The organism is Pseudazoarcus sp. NS34, from assembly GCF_059703725.1.
On sequence record NZ_BAAKIZ010000001.1, the window covers coordinates 95,621 to 109,484 of the forward strand.

Here is a 13,864-nt window from a genome sequence, read left to right on the forward strand (position 1 = left end):
GGTTGCCGCGCAGCATACTTGATGAATGACGACTGGGTGTTCTGGATGACGCAATCCCGTGTGGCGCCGGGTTCAATCGCAGGTAGCATTGTGGCTCGTTACCGACCAGACGAACCCTATGAACGACCTCCGCGACCTCAAAGCCCTGATCCGCTCCGTCACCCCGATCATCGAGATCGAGACGATGGAGGAAACCCGCGCGATGCGGCTGCTGGAAGCGCTTGCTCGCGACCAGAACCTGCCGCTGTATCGCTGGTCCGCAGCGGGCGGGCTGACGCAGCCGGGGTTTGCTTACGGTTCGGCGCCGACGGGTCGCGGGCTGAACCGACCCGATCTGGCGCTGCAGGATGACTGGCGCGACACGACCGAGCGCGGCCCCGGCGGCGAGCGGGTGGTACCGGACACGCAGGAACTGGCCTCGGCGCTGAAGTTCATCGACGAGCGCGGGCAGCGCGGGCTGTATGTGCTGCTCGACGTGCAGCGCCATCTGGAAGACCCGGTGGTGCTGCGGCGGCTGCGCGAGATCGCGCTGGATCATCCGGTGGATCAGCGCACGCTGGTGCTGGTCGGGCCCCAAGTGGAATTGCCGCCCAAGCTGGCGCGGCATTCGGCGCACGTGTCGCTCTCCTTGCCGGAAGAGGCGCGCATTCGCGAGATCCTCGGCGAGGAAATCGCGGTGTTCGAGCGCGACGGCGACAAGGTGAAGCGCACGCCGGCGGTGGAAGACGCGCTGGTGCGCTATGCCTCGGGCCTATGCGAAGAGGATGTACGGTTGCTGATGCGTCAGTCGGTGCGCAACGACGGCGCGCTGACGCACGATGACCTGCTGCGCGCAGCCAGATACAAACAACAAACCACACCCGGCCTGACGCTGGAAACGGCGCCCGAGAACCCGGCCTCCATCGGCGGCCTGCTGCGGCTGCGACGCTGGATCAACCAGCGCAAGCCGATCTTTCTCGGCGAAGTCTCACGCCCCGGCCTGCCCTCCCCGAAGGGCGTGCTGATCACCGGCGTGCAGGGCACGGGCAAGAGCCTGGCGGCCAAGGTCACGGCGGCCGAATGGGGCGTGCCGCTGGTACGGCTGGACATCGGCTCGCTCTACGACAAGTTCCACGGCGAAACCGAGCGCAAGCTGCGCGACGCGCTGGCCGCGGCCGAGGGCATGCAGCCCATCGTGCTGTGGATCGACGAGATCGAGAAAGGCCTGTCGGCCGATGCGTCGGGCGGCGACGGCGGCGTATCGCGCCGCGTGCTCGGCACGCTGCTGACGTGGATGGCCGAGCGCAGTTCGCGCATCTTCATCGTCGCCACCGCCAACGAGGTGCAGGCATTGCCGCCGGAACTGGTGCGCAAGGGCCGCTTCGACGAGCTGTTCTTCGTCGACCTGCCGGATGCGCCGGCGCGCGAGACCATCTTCCGCATCCACCTCAATCGCCACCGTCTCCCGCTGGAGAGCTTCGACTTGCGCGCGCTGGCCGAAGGCTCGCCCGGCCTGTCAGGTGCAGAAATCGAGCAGGCCGTGGTGTCGATGCTCTACGAAGCCCTGCCCGACAACCGCAACCCGGACATGGCCATGCTGCTGACCGAACTGGCTCGCACACGGCCGCTGTCGGTGGTCATGGCTGAGCGGGTGGCCAACTTGCGCGCGTGGGCGGCGGAGCGCTGCGTAATGGCGGACTGAAGACGCCACCGTGCGCTGCCCTTGCGCTTGCCTGAACGTATCCACAAGGATACGATCATAGCCATGTACTTGATCAGGCAATCCGAGACCTTCGTCCGGTGGCTGATGAAGCTGCGTGACGCGCGCGCCAAGGCTCGAATCGTCGCCCGGCTCCGGATGGCGGGCGCAGGCCATCTCGGTGACGTAAAGAGCGTGGGCGACGGTGTATCGGAGATGCGGATCGACACGGGACCGGGCTACCGGCTGTACTTCACGCGGCGCGGTGAGCTGATGATCGTGTTGCTGGTTGGCGGCGACAAATCCAGCCAAACACGGGATATTCAGCGTGCCAAGGCCTTGGCGAAGGAGATCCAGGAATGACCGAACGACTGATTGATTTTGATGCGGCGGACTACCTCGACAGCAACGAGGCCGTCGCCGAATACCTTAGCGCCATCCTCGAACAAGGCGACCCGGAGCTTACGCTGAAGGCTCTGGGAGACGTGGCAAAAGCGCGCGGCATGACCCAGATTGCCCGCGAAACCGGGCTGGGCCGGGAAAGCCTGTACAAGGCATTTCGCCCGGGCGCCCAGCCACGTTTCGATACGGTGATGAAGGTCATGAGCGCACTCGGCGTCAGGATCGCAGCCACTCCGCTAGAGCACGATTCCTGAGCTGGGGAGCAACCGCGCGGGCCACGCTGGCCGAAAAAAGAGCAGGCCAAACGGTCTGCTCTTTTTCTTCAAGCGGGGAACGTGAACTGCGGCCGATCAGTACCCTCGCGCAGGCATACCCGGCAATCCTCAACCCGCCTTAAGCAGCCTTCCCCTGCAACCAGCCCAGATACGCCTTGCGCGTCACATCCGACACCGAATCCAGCGCCTTCTGGTGCTGCACCTGATGCCGCATGATCAGCCGGGCATCGGCCACGGCGCGGGATTTGCAGAACCAGTGGCAGCTGTGCTGGAACAAATACAACTCCGCCGACAGGTGGAAGGCGCGCGCTTTGGGGTTGAGCTGATCTTCGTTGTCCACCAGATGGCGCAAGCCCGCTGCGTGAATACGCAGCAGCGCACGGAAATCACGCGCCGCTGCTGGCAGCACGCGCTCGACGTACGGCACGCAGAACGCGAGCCTGCCCATTGCCGTGGCCTGCGGGCTCTCCCTGCGCAAGGCGTCGGCCAGCGTGTGCACCTGCGCGGCGACCGCATGTTCGGTCTGGGCAAAGGTTTCCAGCACCTGCAACTGGCGTGATTCGGACTGTTCGCCGATGGCGCGGGTGTAGCCCTGGGTCAGGGTCTCGATGTGCTTTTCGAGCCGCAGGCCGGCCAGATGCCGGCCGAGCAAAGTGATGTGCGCGCGCTGATAACGCACGCGCAACACCTGCCAGACCACGAAAACCATCAACAGGAGGAATGCAATATCCATCGCCCGCGTTCCTTCGTCATTCAATCGAGATGCCAGGGCATGTTCCGCATGCGGCCAGCCTGCACGGAAACACTGCGGCAAAACAAAAGGCCCAAACCTGGGTTTGGGCCTTTTGACTTTTTGGAGCGGGAGAAGAGTCTCGAACTCTCGACCTCAACCTTGGCAAGGTTGCGCTCTACCAACTGAGCTACTCCCGCATTACTTCTGGAGGCGCGACTCGGAATCGAACCGGGGTACACGGCTTTGCAGGCCGCTGCATAACCACTCTGCCATCGCGCCAACGTACCGGCTCCCGATGCGCCACGCTCGGGCGGAACCGCCTGAGGCAATTCCGAAAAACTCTGGAGCGGGAGAAGAGTCTCGAACTCTCGACCTCAACCTTGGCAAGGTTGCGCTCTACCAACTGAGCTACTCCCGCTCGGGAAGACCGCAATTATAGCGGCCGAAAAGTCACTGTCAAGCCATCTCAGAACACCGAAAACATCGCGGGACGCGCTACGCTAGCCGCTCTTCCTTCAGCGCCCCACGGCCGTGACCGACTCGACCCCATCGCCCCCGGAAATCTGCACACCGCGCTCGCTCACGGAGCTGTTCGTGACCTTCACCCTGCTCGCCCTGCAGGGCTTTGGCGGCGTGCTGGCAGTCGCGCACCGCACGCTGGTCGAGCGCAAGCGCTGGATGACGCGGCAGGAGTTCGTCGAACTGCTGTCGGTGTCGCAACTGCTGCCCGGCGCGAACATCGTGAATCTGGCGCTGATGATCGGCGACCGCTATTTCGGCTGGCGCGGGGCGGTGACGGCGCTTGCCGGCATGATGACCGTGCCGCTGATCATCGTGCTGTCGCTGGTGGCGGTGTACAACGAATACGCTCATCTGCCGGCTGTGGCCGGGGCGCTGCGCGGCATGGGTGCCGTGGCAGCGGGCCTGACCATCGGCATGGGCTTGAAGCTGGCCGGGGCGCTGCGTGGCAATCCGATGGGCATCCCGCTGTGCCTGGCCATCGGGGTGACCACCTTCGTACTGGTGGCGGTGCTGCGTGCGCCGCTGGTGTGGGTGGTGCCGGGGCTGGGCTTTGTCGGCTGGTGTCTGGCGCGCTGGGCGATTCTGCGGGCGGAGAAGCGCACATGACCGAGTTCGCGCTGTCCAATCTGCCGGAGTTCTTTCTGCGCTTCATGATGCTGTCGCTGCTGTCGGTAGGCGGCGCGATTTCGACCGCGCCCGAGATGCACCGCTATCTGGTCGGCCAGAACAGCTGGCTCGACAACACCGAGTTCACCACCTCGATCGCCATCGCGCAGGCCGCGCCGGGGCCGAATCTGCTGTTCGTCGCGGTGCTGGGCTATCAGGTGTTCGGACTGATCGGCGCGGCAGCGTCGCTGATCGGCATGCTGCTGCCCTCGACCATCGTCACCCTCACGGCCAGCCGCTGGGGCCGCAAGCGGCGCGGAACGCTGGGCGTGCGGGCCTTCATCCACGGTCTGGCGCCAATGACCATCTGCCTGCTGGTGGCGGCCGGCAGCATCCTGGCGCTGCCCTTCATCAATCAGCCCGATCATCGCCTCGGCGGCCTGACGCTGATCGTGCTGACGATTGCCGCAATGCTGACGACCAAGGTCTCGCCGATCTGGCTGATTGCTGCCGGCGCGGCATTCGGCGCGCTGGGCGGCGTCTGACGCGGTACGCGTTGTGCACCCAAGCGCTGCCACGGCGGCATAATCCACGCATCAAACACACGGAGTCCGCCATGAGCGTCATGTACCGCATCGCCCCTGCCCTGCTGTTGCTTGCACTGCTGGCCGGCTGCAGCAAGGTGACCGCCGAGAATTACAACAAGATCCGGCCCGGCCAGAGCTTCGAGGAGGTGCAGGGTCTGATCGGCAAGCCGACGAGCTGCGATGACTTGATGACGGCCAAGAACTGCACCTGGGGCAAGGAGGGCAGCGCGCGCGTCAATGTCACCTTTGCCGGCAACAAGGTCGTGCTGTTCACCGCGCAGAACCTGCGCTGAAAAGCCCCGCCGGGGCGGGGTGCTAGAATTGCGCGCATTTGACGCAAGCCCACTCCGCCCATGAACGCCCCGCTGCACACTCCCCCGCCTGACATCAGCGCCGCCGAATGGCAGGCGCGCATCGATCTGGCCGCGGCCTACCGTCTGGTCGCCCGGCGCGGCTGGGACGACCTGATCTACACCCACGTTTCGGCACGTCACCCCGAGCTGGAAAACGCCTTCCTGATCAATCGCTTCGGCTTGCACTTTGCCGAGGTGACAGCATCGAATCTGCTGGTGATCGATGGCACCGGAAAGGTCATTGGCGATCAGCAGTACCGCGCCAATCCGGCCGGTTTCGCGATCCACGCCGCCGTGCATTCTGCTCGTGAAGACGCCCACTGCGTGATGCATCTGCACACCGACGCCGGCATGGCCGTGTCGATGCTCGACTGCGGCCTGCTGCCGGTTTCGCAGCACGCGATGCGCTTCTGGAAGAGCATCGGCTATCACGACTATGAAGGCATTGCGCTGACGCCTGCCGAGGCCACGCGTCTGGTCGCAAACCTTGGCCCGCACCCGGCGCTGATCCTGCGCAATCACGGCACCATGACCGTCGGCCGCACGGTGGCCGAAGCCTTTGTGCTGATGGACACGTTGGAGAAATCCTGTCGCACGCAGCTGGCCGCGATGGCGGCTTCGCCGGGCGGACTGAAGCTGCCGGCCGAGTCTGTGCTCGACCACACGCTGGCGCAGCTCACCGGCGACTGGGAACCCGAAGGCGAGCTGGAGTGGCCCGCACTGCTGCGTATGCTCGAACGCGAAGAACCCGATTTCCTGAGCTGAAACCCTAACCCATCAAGGAGAACCAAGATGCCGACCTACCGCGTCGAACTGTTCGAAGGCCGCACGCCGGAACAAAAGAAGGAACTGATGGAAGCCATCACCGAGGCTTCGGTCCGCGTGCTGGGCTGCTCGGCGGATTCCGTCGACGTCATCATCTATGACCTGCCCAAGCACAACTGGGGCACGGCCGGCGTACCGTGGTCGGAAGCCAAGTAAGCGACTTCCCCTCCCGACAGACCCGCCCCGCGCGGGTCTTTTTTTTGCGCAGCGTCCAAATGCCCTGTTGATCCACATCAAGGGGCAGCTTCGCGGCCTCTCCATAATTGGACTCGATAACCACGAGACAAGAGAGGAGAAGCACATGAAGCGCACGACACTCGCCGTCGCTATCGCGCTGCTCGGAGGCATCGCCATCCAGGCCGCCGCGCAAGCCGTAAAGAACGAACCGATCACCCCGATCCGACCAGTCGCCGAAGTAAATCTGGGCATGGTCGAGCTGGGCAAGAAGCTGTATTTCGACCCGCGTCTGTCCAAATCGGGCTTCATCTCGTGCAACTCCTGTCACAACCTGTCGCGTGGCGGCAGCGACAACCTGCCGACCTCGATCGGCGACAAGTGGCAGCAGGGCCCGATCAACTCCCCGACGGTGCTCAACTCCAGCCTCAACCTCGCGCAGTTCTGGGACGGCCGCGCGGCCGATCTGCAGGAACAGGCCGGCGGCCCGATCGCCAACCCCGGCGAAATGGCCTTCAGCCACACGCTGGCCATCGACATGCTCGAATCCATCCCGGCCTATGTGCGCGACTTCCACCAGGTGTTCAAGGCCGACAAGATCGGCATCGAGCAGGTCACGGCCGCCATTGCCGAATTCGAGAAGACGCTGGTCACACCGAATTCTCGCTTCGACCTGTGGCTGCTGGGCGATGAAACCGCCATCAGCGCCTACGAGCGCGAAGGCTACGAGATCTTCAAGAACAGCGGCTGCGTGGCCTGCCACAACGGCGAGGCCGTGGGCGGTAACTCGTTCCAGAAGATGGGTATCGTCGAGCCCTACCAGTCCGCCAACGAGGCTGAAGGGCGCGCGGGCGTGACCGGCAAGAACGCCGACCGCTTCAACTTCAAGGTGCCGACGCTGCGCAACGTCGAGATGACTTACCCGTACTTCCACGATGGCGCGGCCAACACGCTGTCCGAAGCGGTGGACATCATGGGGCGCCTGCAACTGGGCCGTCACTTCACGCTCGACGAGAACACCAGGATCGTGGCCTTCCTGAAAACACTGACCGGCGATCAGCCCAACTTCACGCTGCCGATCCTGCCGCCGTCGGCAGACCTCACGCCGCGCCCGACGCCCTTCGATTGAGCGCCGCCCGAGCCGCCCCACAGCCCCGCCCTGCCGGGGCTTTTCTTTGGGCGCCAGCGCCGCGGGTACAATCGCAGCTCGCCACACCCCGCTTCGCCCATGACCCCGCAGCCCGAAACGCCCGCCTGCCACGCCGACCGCAAGCTGTTCGAACCGATCGCACATCTGCTGCGCCGCTTCGATGCCACGCCCTTGCCGGACATGAACGCGCTCGACGCGCTGCTGCAGGAAGCCGCCCCCGGCACTACCACCGCCTCGGGCCAGCCAGTGCATTTCGACGCCGGTACGGCCCCTGTCGAAGGCTACGAGGCGCATATCCACGACACGGGCGCGGTGCCAACGCGAGACAACGACTGGCATGATTTTTTCAACGCGCTGTCGTGGTGCGTTTGGCCGCACAGCAAGGCCGCGCTGAACGTCGCCCATGTGCGCGAAATTGCCGCCCGCCGTGCGGCGGGTATCGCCGGTCGCGGCCTGCTGCGCGACGCGCTTACGCAGTTCGACGAATGCGGGCTGCTGGTGGTGTCGAGTGATCCGCAGATTCCGGCGCTGCTGGCCGCGCATGAGTGGCTGGAAGTGTTCTGGCAGCGGCGCGCAGAACTCGCAGCAAACACCGCCTTCCTGGTGTTCGGGCACGGCAGTTGGGAGCAGCTGCGCGGCCCCTTCGTCGGGCTGTGCGCAAAGACCCTGCACCGCGTCGTCCGCCCCGAATGGTTCGATCTGCCGCCGCAGGCGCGTCAGCGCGAAGCCGACACCTGGCTGGCCGGCCGCATTCGCTCGGGCGAGACGCTGACCAGTCCGCGTGCCTTGCGCCCGCTGCCGCTGCTCGGAATTCCGGGCGTCACGCCGAACAATGCGCATGCCGACTACTATCACGACACGCGCCAGTTCCGCCCGCCGCCGCATGCTCGTAAACTCACGGCCTGAGCCGCTGAAACCCCGGTCTGCTGCAGAATCGGGCAGCGTGACTTTTTACCGCCTTTTCAAGGTGAAATAGTTTTATCCACAGCCCCACTCACAGCCTTGTCCCCGCAGGCTGTGCAGAAACACCGCCGCCTGACGCCGCACGGAGAAGCTACCGAATGAACGAACTGCCACGCTTTGCCGAGCGCCTCGCCGACCTGGTCTCGGCCAACTTCCTGCTGGTGGCCGGCGTGTTCGTCGCCTGGCTGGTGCTGATGGCGGTGGCGGTGCAGCGCGGTGGCGCGCGCTGGCGCCCCACCCGCCCGCTGGCGGTGCTGACGGCCATTGTGTCGAGCGTTTCGGCGCTGTTCATGGTGCCGATGATTACCGGCATCAGCTTCGGCGCTGTCGCCAACTGGACTGCGTGGCTCGAATTGCTGGCCATCGCGCTGGGATCAGGCCTGATCACCTTCGCCTTCGCCTGGCCTGCGGTAGCCACGGCCCTGCGCGAAAGGCGCTGACTCAGCCGCGCACGACGAACAGCAGCGCCGACAGCGTCACCACCGAGAACAGCGTCGACAGAAACACCGTCGACGCCGTGCTCGACAGACACACCTGATAGCGCTGTGCAAACAGATACGGCGTGACGCCCGCCGGCAAGGCGGCCAGCGTCACCGCCACCATCACCCACAGCTCGGGCACGTCGAAAACCTGCGTGGCGATCAGCCACACCAGCAGCGGATGAACCAAGGTCTTGAGCGCCACCAGCGCCAGCGGCTCACGCAGGTTGCCCGAGAGCTTGTAGCGCGTGAGTGATGCGCCGAGCGCGAACAGGGCGCACGGCGCGGCGGCGGCGCCGATGCCCTTGGCGATGGAATCCACCGGCCCCGGCAGCGGAAAGCCGGCCATCGCGAACACCAGCCCGGCCGACAAACCCCAGATGATGGGCGTGGCGGCAACGCCCTTGAACAGCGTCCACAACAGCGTGCCGACGCTCTGCCCTTCACCGCGCGCGGCCTCGATGAGCATGGTGGTAGGCGGCAACAGCACCAGGCTGTGGCAGGCAATCAGCGCGAACAGCGGCAGCGCCGCGTCCGGCCCGAAGGCGGTGATGACCAGCGGAATACCCAGCATGGCGGTGTTCGAGAAACTGGCGCCGAGGCCCAACACGCCCTGCTCGTCGAGCCGGCGCGCGAAGAAATGTCGCCCCACCAGCATCGCCCCGCCAAAAGCCAGAAAGGCGCCGCCAAAATACGAGATCAGGTAGCCCCACGGCATGCTGTCGGGGAGTTCGGTCTGCGCGATCGAGCGAAACAGCATCAGCGGAATGGCGAAGTTGAAGACGAACACCGACAGCCCGCGATTGGCCGCCTCGTCGAATACGCCGAAGCGCGCCGCGGCATAGCCGATGCCCAGCGTGCCGAAGATCGGCAGGATGATGCCGAAGATGATGTCCAAGCAGCCTCCCTAGGCGGCCAGCGTATCGAGCCGCGGCACCGCCGCCAGCAACTTGCGGGTGTACTCGTGCTGCGGGTCGGCCAGCACCTCGGCCGTGCGGCCGGTCTCGACCAGCTTGCCGGCATGCATCACGGCCATGCGGTCCGACAGGTATTCGACCACGCCCATGTTGTGCGTGATGAACAGCATGCCCAAGCCCTCCTCATCCACCAGCCGGCGCAGCAGCTTGAGGATGCCGGCCTGCACCGACACATCAAGGGCCGAAGTGATCTCGTCGCACAAAATAAAGCGCGGTTCGAGCACCAGCGCGCGGGCAATGGCCAGACGCTGGCGTTGGCCGCCGGAGAATTCGTGCGGGTAGCGCCACAGGCTGTCGGGCGGCATTTCGACGCGTTCGAGCAGCGCGGCGGCGCGTGTGCGGCGTTCGTCATCATTCGCGCCGACGCCATGCACGCGCATCGGCTCGATCAGCGTGGTGGCAATCGGCAAGCGCGGGTTGAGGCTGGAGCCGGGATCCTGGAACACCACCTGCATGCGGCGGCGCAGGGCGCGCATGTCGTTGCCGGACAGATGCGTGATGTCCTGCCCTTCCAGCGCCAGCGTTCCGGCGGTGGGTTCGATCAGGCGCAGCAGCGCTCGGCCCAGCGTGGTCTTGCCGCAACCGGATTCGCCCACCAACGCGACGACCTCGCCCGGATGCACATCCAGGCTCACGCCGTCGACGGCGCGGAAGTGATCGACCACGCGCCGCAGCAGCCCGCGGCGCACCGGGAAATGCACGGCTAGATCGCGCACCTCGACCAGCGGACGGGCGGCCGCCTGCTGGCGCACCAGCCGCGGCAGACGCTCGGGCAACGCGGCGATCAGGCTTTGGGTGTATTCGTGGGTCGGGTTGCGCAGCACTTCACTCACCGGCCCGCACTCGACGAGCTTGCCGTGGCGCATCACGCCCACCGTGTCCGCGATGCGCGCAACCACGCCAAAATCATGCGTGATGAACAGCATGCCCATGCCGCGGCGCTGCTGCAGTTCGCGCATCAGGCGCAGGATCTCGGCCTGCACAGTCACGTCCAGCGCGGTGGTCGGCTCGTCGGCGATCAGCAGCGCGGGCTCGCAGATCAGCGCCATCGCGATCATCACGCGCTGGCGCTGCCCGCCGGACAAACGGTGCGGGTACTCGCGCATGCGGCTGGCGGCATCGGGGATGCGCACTTCTTCGAGCGCTGTGCGGATGCGCTCGTTGCGGGCGTCCGCGTCCAGTTCCGGGCGGTGCAGTTGCAGTACTTCGTCGAGTTGTTCGGCGATGGTCATCACCGGGTTCAGCGAGGTCATCGGCTCCTGGAAGATCATGCCGATGCGCCCGCCGCGCACGCCGGTCATCACTTCGTCGTTGGCGCCGAGCAATTGCACACCGGCTTCGGCCTCGTCGTAAAGATGCACTTCGCCCGCCGGATGGCGATGTCGCGCATACGGCAGCAGGCCCATCACCGACAACGCGGACACCGACTTGCCGCTGCCCGACTCACCCACGAGGCAGAAGGTTTCACCGCGCCGGATCTGCAGACTCACGCCATCAACGGCGCGCATCCAGTGCTCGCCATCCGACAGCTCGGTGATGAGGTCGCGGATTTCGAGGAGCTTCGTCATCGCGCCCTTCCTGAGCGTTGCGTGTGCGGATCGACCGCGTCGCGCAGCGCCTCGCCGACCAGGTTGTAGGCGAACACCGTGAGGAAGATCGCCCCACCCGGAAACACCGCCAGCCACCAGTTGAAGGTGGACGACTGCACCGCCTGGTTGAGCAACTGCCCCCACGACGGATCATCGACCAGCCCCAGCCCGAGGAAGGACAGCGTGGTCTCCGCGAGGATGGCCGAGGCCACGCCGAAACTCGCCGCCACCAGCAGCGGCGCGACGCCATTGGGCAGCATGTGACGGAACAGGATGGAGCGCAGTGGCAGGCCGCTGGCAATGGCCGCCTGCACGAAATCCTGCTCGCGCAGGCGCAGGAACTCGGCGCGCACGTAGCGCGCATAGCCCGACCATGAGGTGATGCCGATGATGATCATCATCATGTAGATCGAGCGGCCGAAGAAGGCGACGAAAGTCAGCAGCAGGAACAGCGTGGGGATGGCCTCGAAAATCTCGACCAGGCGCATGCCGATGATGTCGACCACCCCCGAGAAATAGCCCATCAGCCCGCCGATGATGGTGCCGATGACCAGCGCGATGCCGGTGGCGATGAAGCCGATGCCGAGCGCGATGCGCGTGGCCTCGATCATGCGCGCGGCCACATCGGCGCCGCTGTCTTCGGTGCCGAACCAGTGCGTGCGGCCGTCGCGGCCCTTGAGCGGCGCTTCGATGCCGGTGTCGCCGTAGTCGCGCAGGTAATCCTTGGCGGAATACGGAATCGGTGCGCGCACCATGCTGTCCACCTGCCCCGCCATTTCAAGCTCGCGGTACTGCTCGTACACCACCAGCGGTGGCGGCACGACCGTGGCCCAGGCCACTACCCCGACCGCCGCCACCGCCACGAACCAGCCCACGAAGCGCAAAAACACCGGTCCGCGCAACCGCCAGGCGACGATGGCCAGCAGCGGCCCGGCCAGCCAGGCCACGTCAATGGCCTGCAGATGATCAAAGGCCGGAAAACGCGCCTCGCCATCGACCACCATGTACAACGGATGGCTGTTGGCGAGGAAGGGCGCGAAGGCCGCGACCAGCACCAGCAGGCCGATCCAGGCCAGCCCGAGGCGGGCCGAGGTGCGCAGCAGCAAGGCGCCCAGCACCTGCGCCGACCACGGGCGCGATGGTTTCAGGCGGGCTGTTTGCTCAGTCATAGCTCACCCGCGGATCAGCAATGGCGTAGGCGATGTCGGCGAGCAGATAACCCGCCAGCGTAAGCAGGCCGGAAATCAGCGTCACCGACAGCACCAGTTCGCGGTCGCGCGTCTGCACCGCCTCGATGGCGAGTTTGCCCATGCCGTCGATCGAGAACAGGCTCTCGATGATCACCGAGCCGGCCAGCAGGCTGGGCAGCAAGGTCGCCGACACTGTGATCAGCGGCAGCAGCGAATTGCGGAAGACATGGCGCCACAGCACGCTCTCTTCATCCACGCCCTTGGCGCGCGCGGTGCGCGCATAGTCGGCGGCGAGATTTTCGAGCAGCGAGGCGCGTGTGAGCTTGGCGAGGAAAGCCAGCCCGCCGTAGGACAGCGCAATCACCGGCAGCACCAGATGCCATGCGCGGTCGAACAGATAGCCTGCCTGCGTCACCTGCACACCGGCCGCGCGTGCCACCACCACCCCGAGCACCAGACCGAGCCCGCCCGCAATGGCGATGCGCAGCGCCGTACCCGGAATGCCGGCCAGCGCGCCCAGCAGGCCCGCACCGGCAAGTGCCAGCAGCAGATGCAGGAAGCCCGGCGCCCAGCCGGCCAGATCGGCCGCCATGGCGTACCCCAACAGTGCGCCCAGCGCCGCCCCGCCAATATTGCGCGTGCGCGGCGCCGCCTTGGCCACTGTCCATACCAGCAGCGAGGTACACAGCGCCACGATCAGCAGCATCAGCAATACGCCGGAACCGCTCGCCAGCCACGGCAGGAAGGTCTGGTCCACCGCCTCGCGCCGCACCAGACCACCCGTGGGAAACCAGCGCCAGTACTGTTCAGATGCCAGAAAGCCGATGGCCAGCACGCCGGCCAACATGGTCGGCACCGACCACAGGCCGAGCAGCACCACGTTGGAGGCCACATCGAAACGCCCGCCGCGCGTTCGTGCGGCCTGCACGCCGATGGCAATCGCCACAGCGTAGATCAGCGGAATCGACAACAGATTGAGCAGCAAGGTGATCGGCAAACGCTCGGCGAGCAGATCGGTAACTGGCCGGCCGTAGCGGAAGCTGAGACCCAGATCGGGCCCCTTGGTGAAGGAGAAGTCGCCCAGCGTGCCGTCGGCCGCGCGCTCGAAGCCGATCGGCGAGATGTTGTTGAGCCAGCGCAGATACTGCACGGGCGCCGGCTGATCGAGCCCGTAGAGCTTGTTGTAGTAGTTCTCGAGAGACTTGCGCGCCTCCGGCTCGAGGCTGTTGCCGTCGACCAGCGACTGCGCCGTGAGCCCGCCGGGTGCCGCCGCCATCACGACGAATACCACCAGCGTGATGCCGAGCAGGGTCGGCACCATCAACAACGCGCGGCGCAGCAGATAGCTCAGCATGTCTGGC

At 65.7% G+C, this 13,864-nt stretch carries 16 protein-coding genes and 3 tRNA genes; 11 read left to right on the plus strand and 8 right to left on the minus strand.

Features of this window, described 5'->3' with window-relative positions:
- Window positions 1-118 precede the first annotated feature (118 nt).
- The 3 genes from AC6H0N_RS00440 (at window position 119) to AC6H0N_RS00450 (ending at window position 2,334) form a co-directional block, all read left to right on the plus strand.
- Window positions 119-1,681, plus strand: coding sequence for an AAA family ATPase (locus AC6H0N_RS00440; protein ID WP_497572085.1), 1,563 nt, complete (start codon window positions 119-121; stop codon window positions 1,679-1,681).
- 63 nt (window positions 1,682-1,744) lie between these two features.
- On the plus strand, window positions 1,745-2,041 hold the full coding sequence (locus tag AC6H0N_RS00445; RefSeq protein ID WP_497572086.1) for a type II toxin-antitoxin system RelE/ParE family toxin: 297 nt from the start codon (window positions 1,745-1,747) through the stop codon (window positions 2,039-2,041).
- Window positions 2,038-2,334: an addiction module antidote protein gene (locus tag AC6H0N_RS00450; RefSeq protein ID WP_497572087.1), complete on the plus strand. Its 297-nt coding sequence runs from the start codon at window positions 2,038-2,040 to the stop codon at window positions 2,332-2,334. The genes AC6H0N_RS00445 and AC6H0N_RS00450 overlap by 4 nt, the downstream gene beginning before the upstream one ends.
- A 139-nt stretch (window positions 2,335-2,473) precedes the next feature.
- Here AC6H0N_RS00450 and AC6H0N_RS00455 read toward each other — a convergent pair whose 3' ends face one another.
- From AC6H0N_RS00455 to AC6H0N_RS00470, 4 genes are all read right to left on the minus strand, one after another.
- The gene (locus AC6H0N_RS00455; protein ID WP_497572088.1) at window positions 2,474-3,088 is read right to left on the minus strand and encodes a hypothetical protein; all 615 of its coding nucleotides are present in this window, start codon (window positions 3,086-3,088) and stop codon (window positions 2,474-2,476) included.
- Window positions 3,089-3,209: 121 nt separating this feature from the next.
- Window positions 3,210-3,285, minus strand: a tRNA-Gly gene (locus AC6H0N_RS00460).
- Window positions 3,286-3,293: 8 nt separating this feature from the next.
- Window positions 3,294-3,367 (minus strand) — tRNA-Cys (locus AC6H0N_RS00465).
- A 63-nt stretch (window positions 3,368-3,430) separates the two neighbouring features.
- Window positions 3,431-3,506 (minus strand) — tRNA-Gly (locus AC6H0N_RS00470).
- 176 nt (window positions 3,507-3,682) lie between these two features.
- On the opposite strand from AC6H0N_RS00470, the gene AC6H0N_RS00475 reads away from it, so the two are divergent.
- The 8 genes from AC6H0N_RS00475 to AC6H0N_RS00510 all read left to right on the plus strand — a co-directional run bounded on the left by AC6H0N_RS00475 (window position 3,683) and on the right by AC6H0N_RS00510 (window position 8,708).
- On the plus strand, window positions 3,683-4,216 hold the full coding sequence (locus AC6H0N_RS00475; RefSeq protein ID WP_497572089.1) for a chromate transporter: 534 nt from the start codon (window positions 3,683-3,685) through the stop codon (window positions 4,214-4,216).
- Window positions 4,213-4,761 (plus strand): chromate transporter, encoded by a 549-nt coding sequence (locus AC6H0N_RS00480; protein WP_497572090.1) that lies wholly within the window; start codon window positions 4,213-4,215, stop codon window positions 4,759-4,761. The genes AC6H0N_RS00475 and AC6H0N_RS00480 overlap by 4 nt, the downstream gene beginning before the upstream one ends.
- Window positions 4,762-4,832: 71 nt before the next feature.
- Window positions 4,833-5,096, plus strand: coding sequence for a hypothetical protein (locus tag AC6H0N_RS00485; RefSeq protein WP_497572091.1), 264 nt, complete (start codon window positions 4,833-4,835; stop codon window positions 5,094-5,096).
- Window positions 5,097-5,156: 60 nt separating this feature from the next.
- On the plus strand, window positions 5,157-5,921 hold the full coding sequence (locus AC6H0N_RS00490; protein ID WP_497572092.1) for a class II aldolase/adducin family protein: 765 nt from the start codon (window positions 5,157-5,159) through the stop codon (window positions 5,919-5,921).
- 27 nt (window positions 5,922-5,948) lie between these two features.
- Window positions 5,949-6,137: a 4-oxalocrotonate tautomerase gene (locus AC6H0N_RS00495; protein ID WP_497572093.1), complete on the plus strand. Its 189-nt coding sequence runs from the start codon at window positions 5,949-5,951 to the stop codon at window positions 6,135-6,137.
- 145 nt (window positions 6,138-6,282) lie between these two features.
- Window positions 6,283-7,284, plus strand: coding sequence for a cytochrome-c peroxidase (locus AC6H0N_RS00500; RefSeq protein ID WP_497572094.1), 1,002 nt, complete (start codon window positions 6,283-6,285; stop codon window positions 7,282-7,284).
- Window positions 7,285-7,383: 99 nt separating this feature from the next.
- Complete coding sequence (locus tag AC6H0N_RS00505) at window positions 7,384-8,211, plus strand: DUF3025 domain-containing protein (RefSeq protein WP_497572095.1); 828 nt, start codon at window positions 7,384-7,386, stop codon at window positions 8,209-8,211.
- Window positions 8,212-8,366: 155 nt separating this feature from the next.
- Window positions 8,367-8,708, plus strand: a complete 342-nt coding sequence (locus tag AC6H0N_RS00510; protein WP_497572096.1) for a hypothetical protein — start codon at window positions 8,367-8,369, stop codon at window positions 8,706-8,708.
- A 1-nt stretch (window position 8,709) separates the two neighbouring features.
- Here AC6H0N_RS00510 and AC6H0N_RS00515 read toward each other — a convergent pair whose 3' ends face one another.
- Genes AC6H0N_RS00515 through AC6H0N_RS00530 form a run of 4 tightly spaced genes read right to left on the minus strand, consistent with a single transcriptional unit; the run spans window position 8,710 to window position 13,857 of the window.
- Window positions 8,710-9,645 carry an AEC family transporter gene (locus AC6H0N_RS00515; RefSeq protein WP_497572097.1) on the minus strand — a complete coding sequence of 312 codons (936 nt, stop codon included), beginning with the start codon at window positions 9,643-9,645 and terminating at the stop codon, window positions 8,710-8,712.
- Between the two features lie 9 nt (window positions 9,646-9,654).
- Window positions 9,655-11,292, minus strand: a complete 1,638-nt coding sequence (locus AC6H0N_RS00520) for an ABC transporter ATP-binding protein (protein WP_497572098.1) — start codon at window positions 11,290-11,292, stop codon at window positions 9,655-9,657.
- A complete protein-coding gene (locus AC6H0N_RS00525) occupies window positions 11,289-12,482 on the minus strand; it encodes an ABC transporter permease (protein ID WP_497572099.1) in 1,194 nt (397 codons plus the stop codon). The genes AC6H0N_RS00520 and AC6H0N_RS00525 overlap by 4 nt, the downstream gene beginning before the upstream one ends.
- Window positions 12,475-13,857 (minus strand): ABC transporter permease, encoded by a 1,383-nt coding sequence (locus AC6H0N_RS00530; RefSeq protein ID WP_497572100.1) that lies wholly within the window; start codon window positions 13,855-13,857, stop codon window positions 12,475-12,477. Before AC6H0N_RS00530 ends, AC6H0N_RS00525 begins: the two co-directional genes overlap by 8 nt.
- Between the last annotated feature and the right edge of the window lie 7 nt (window positions 13,858-13,864).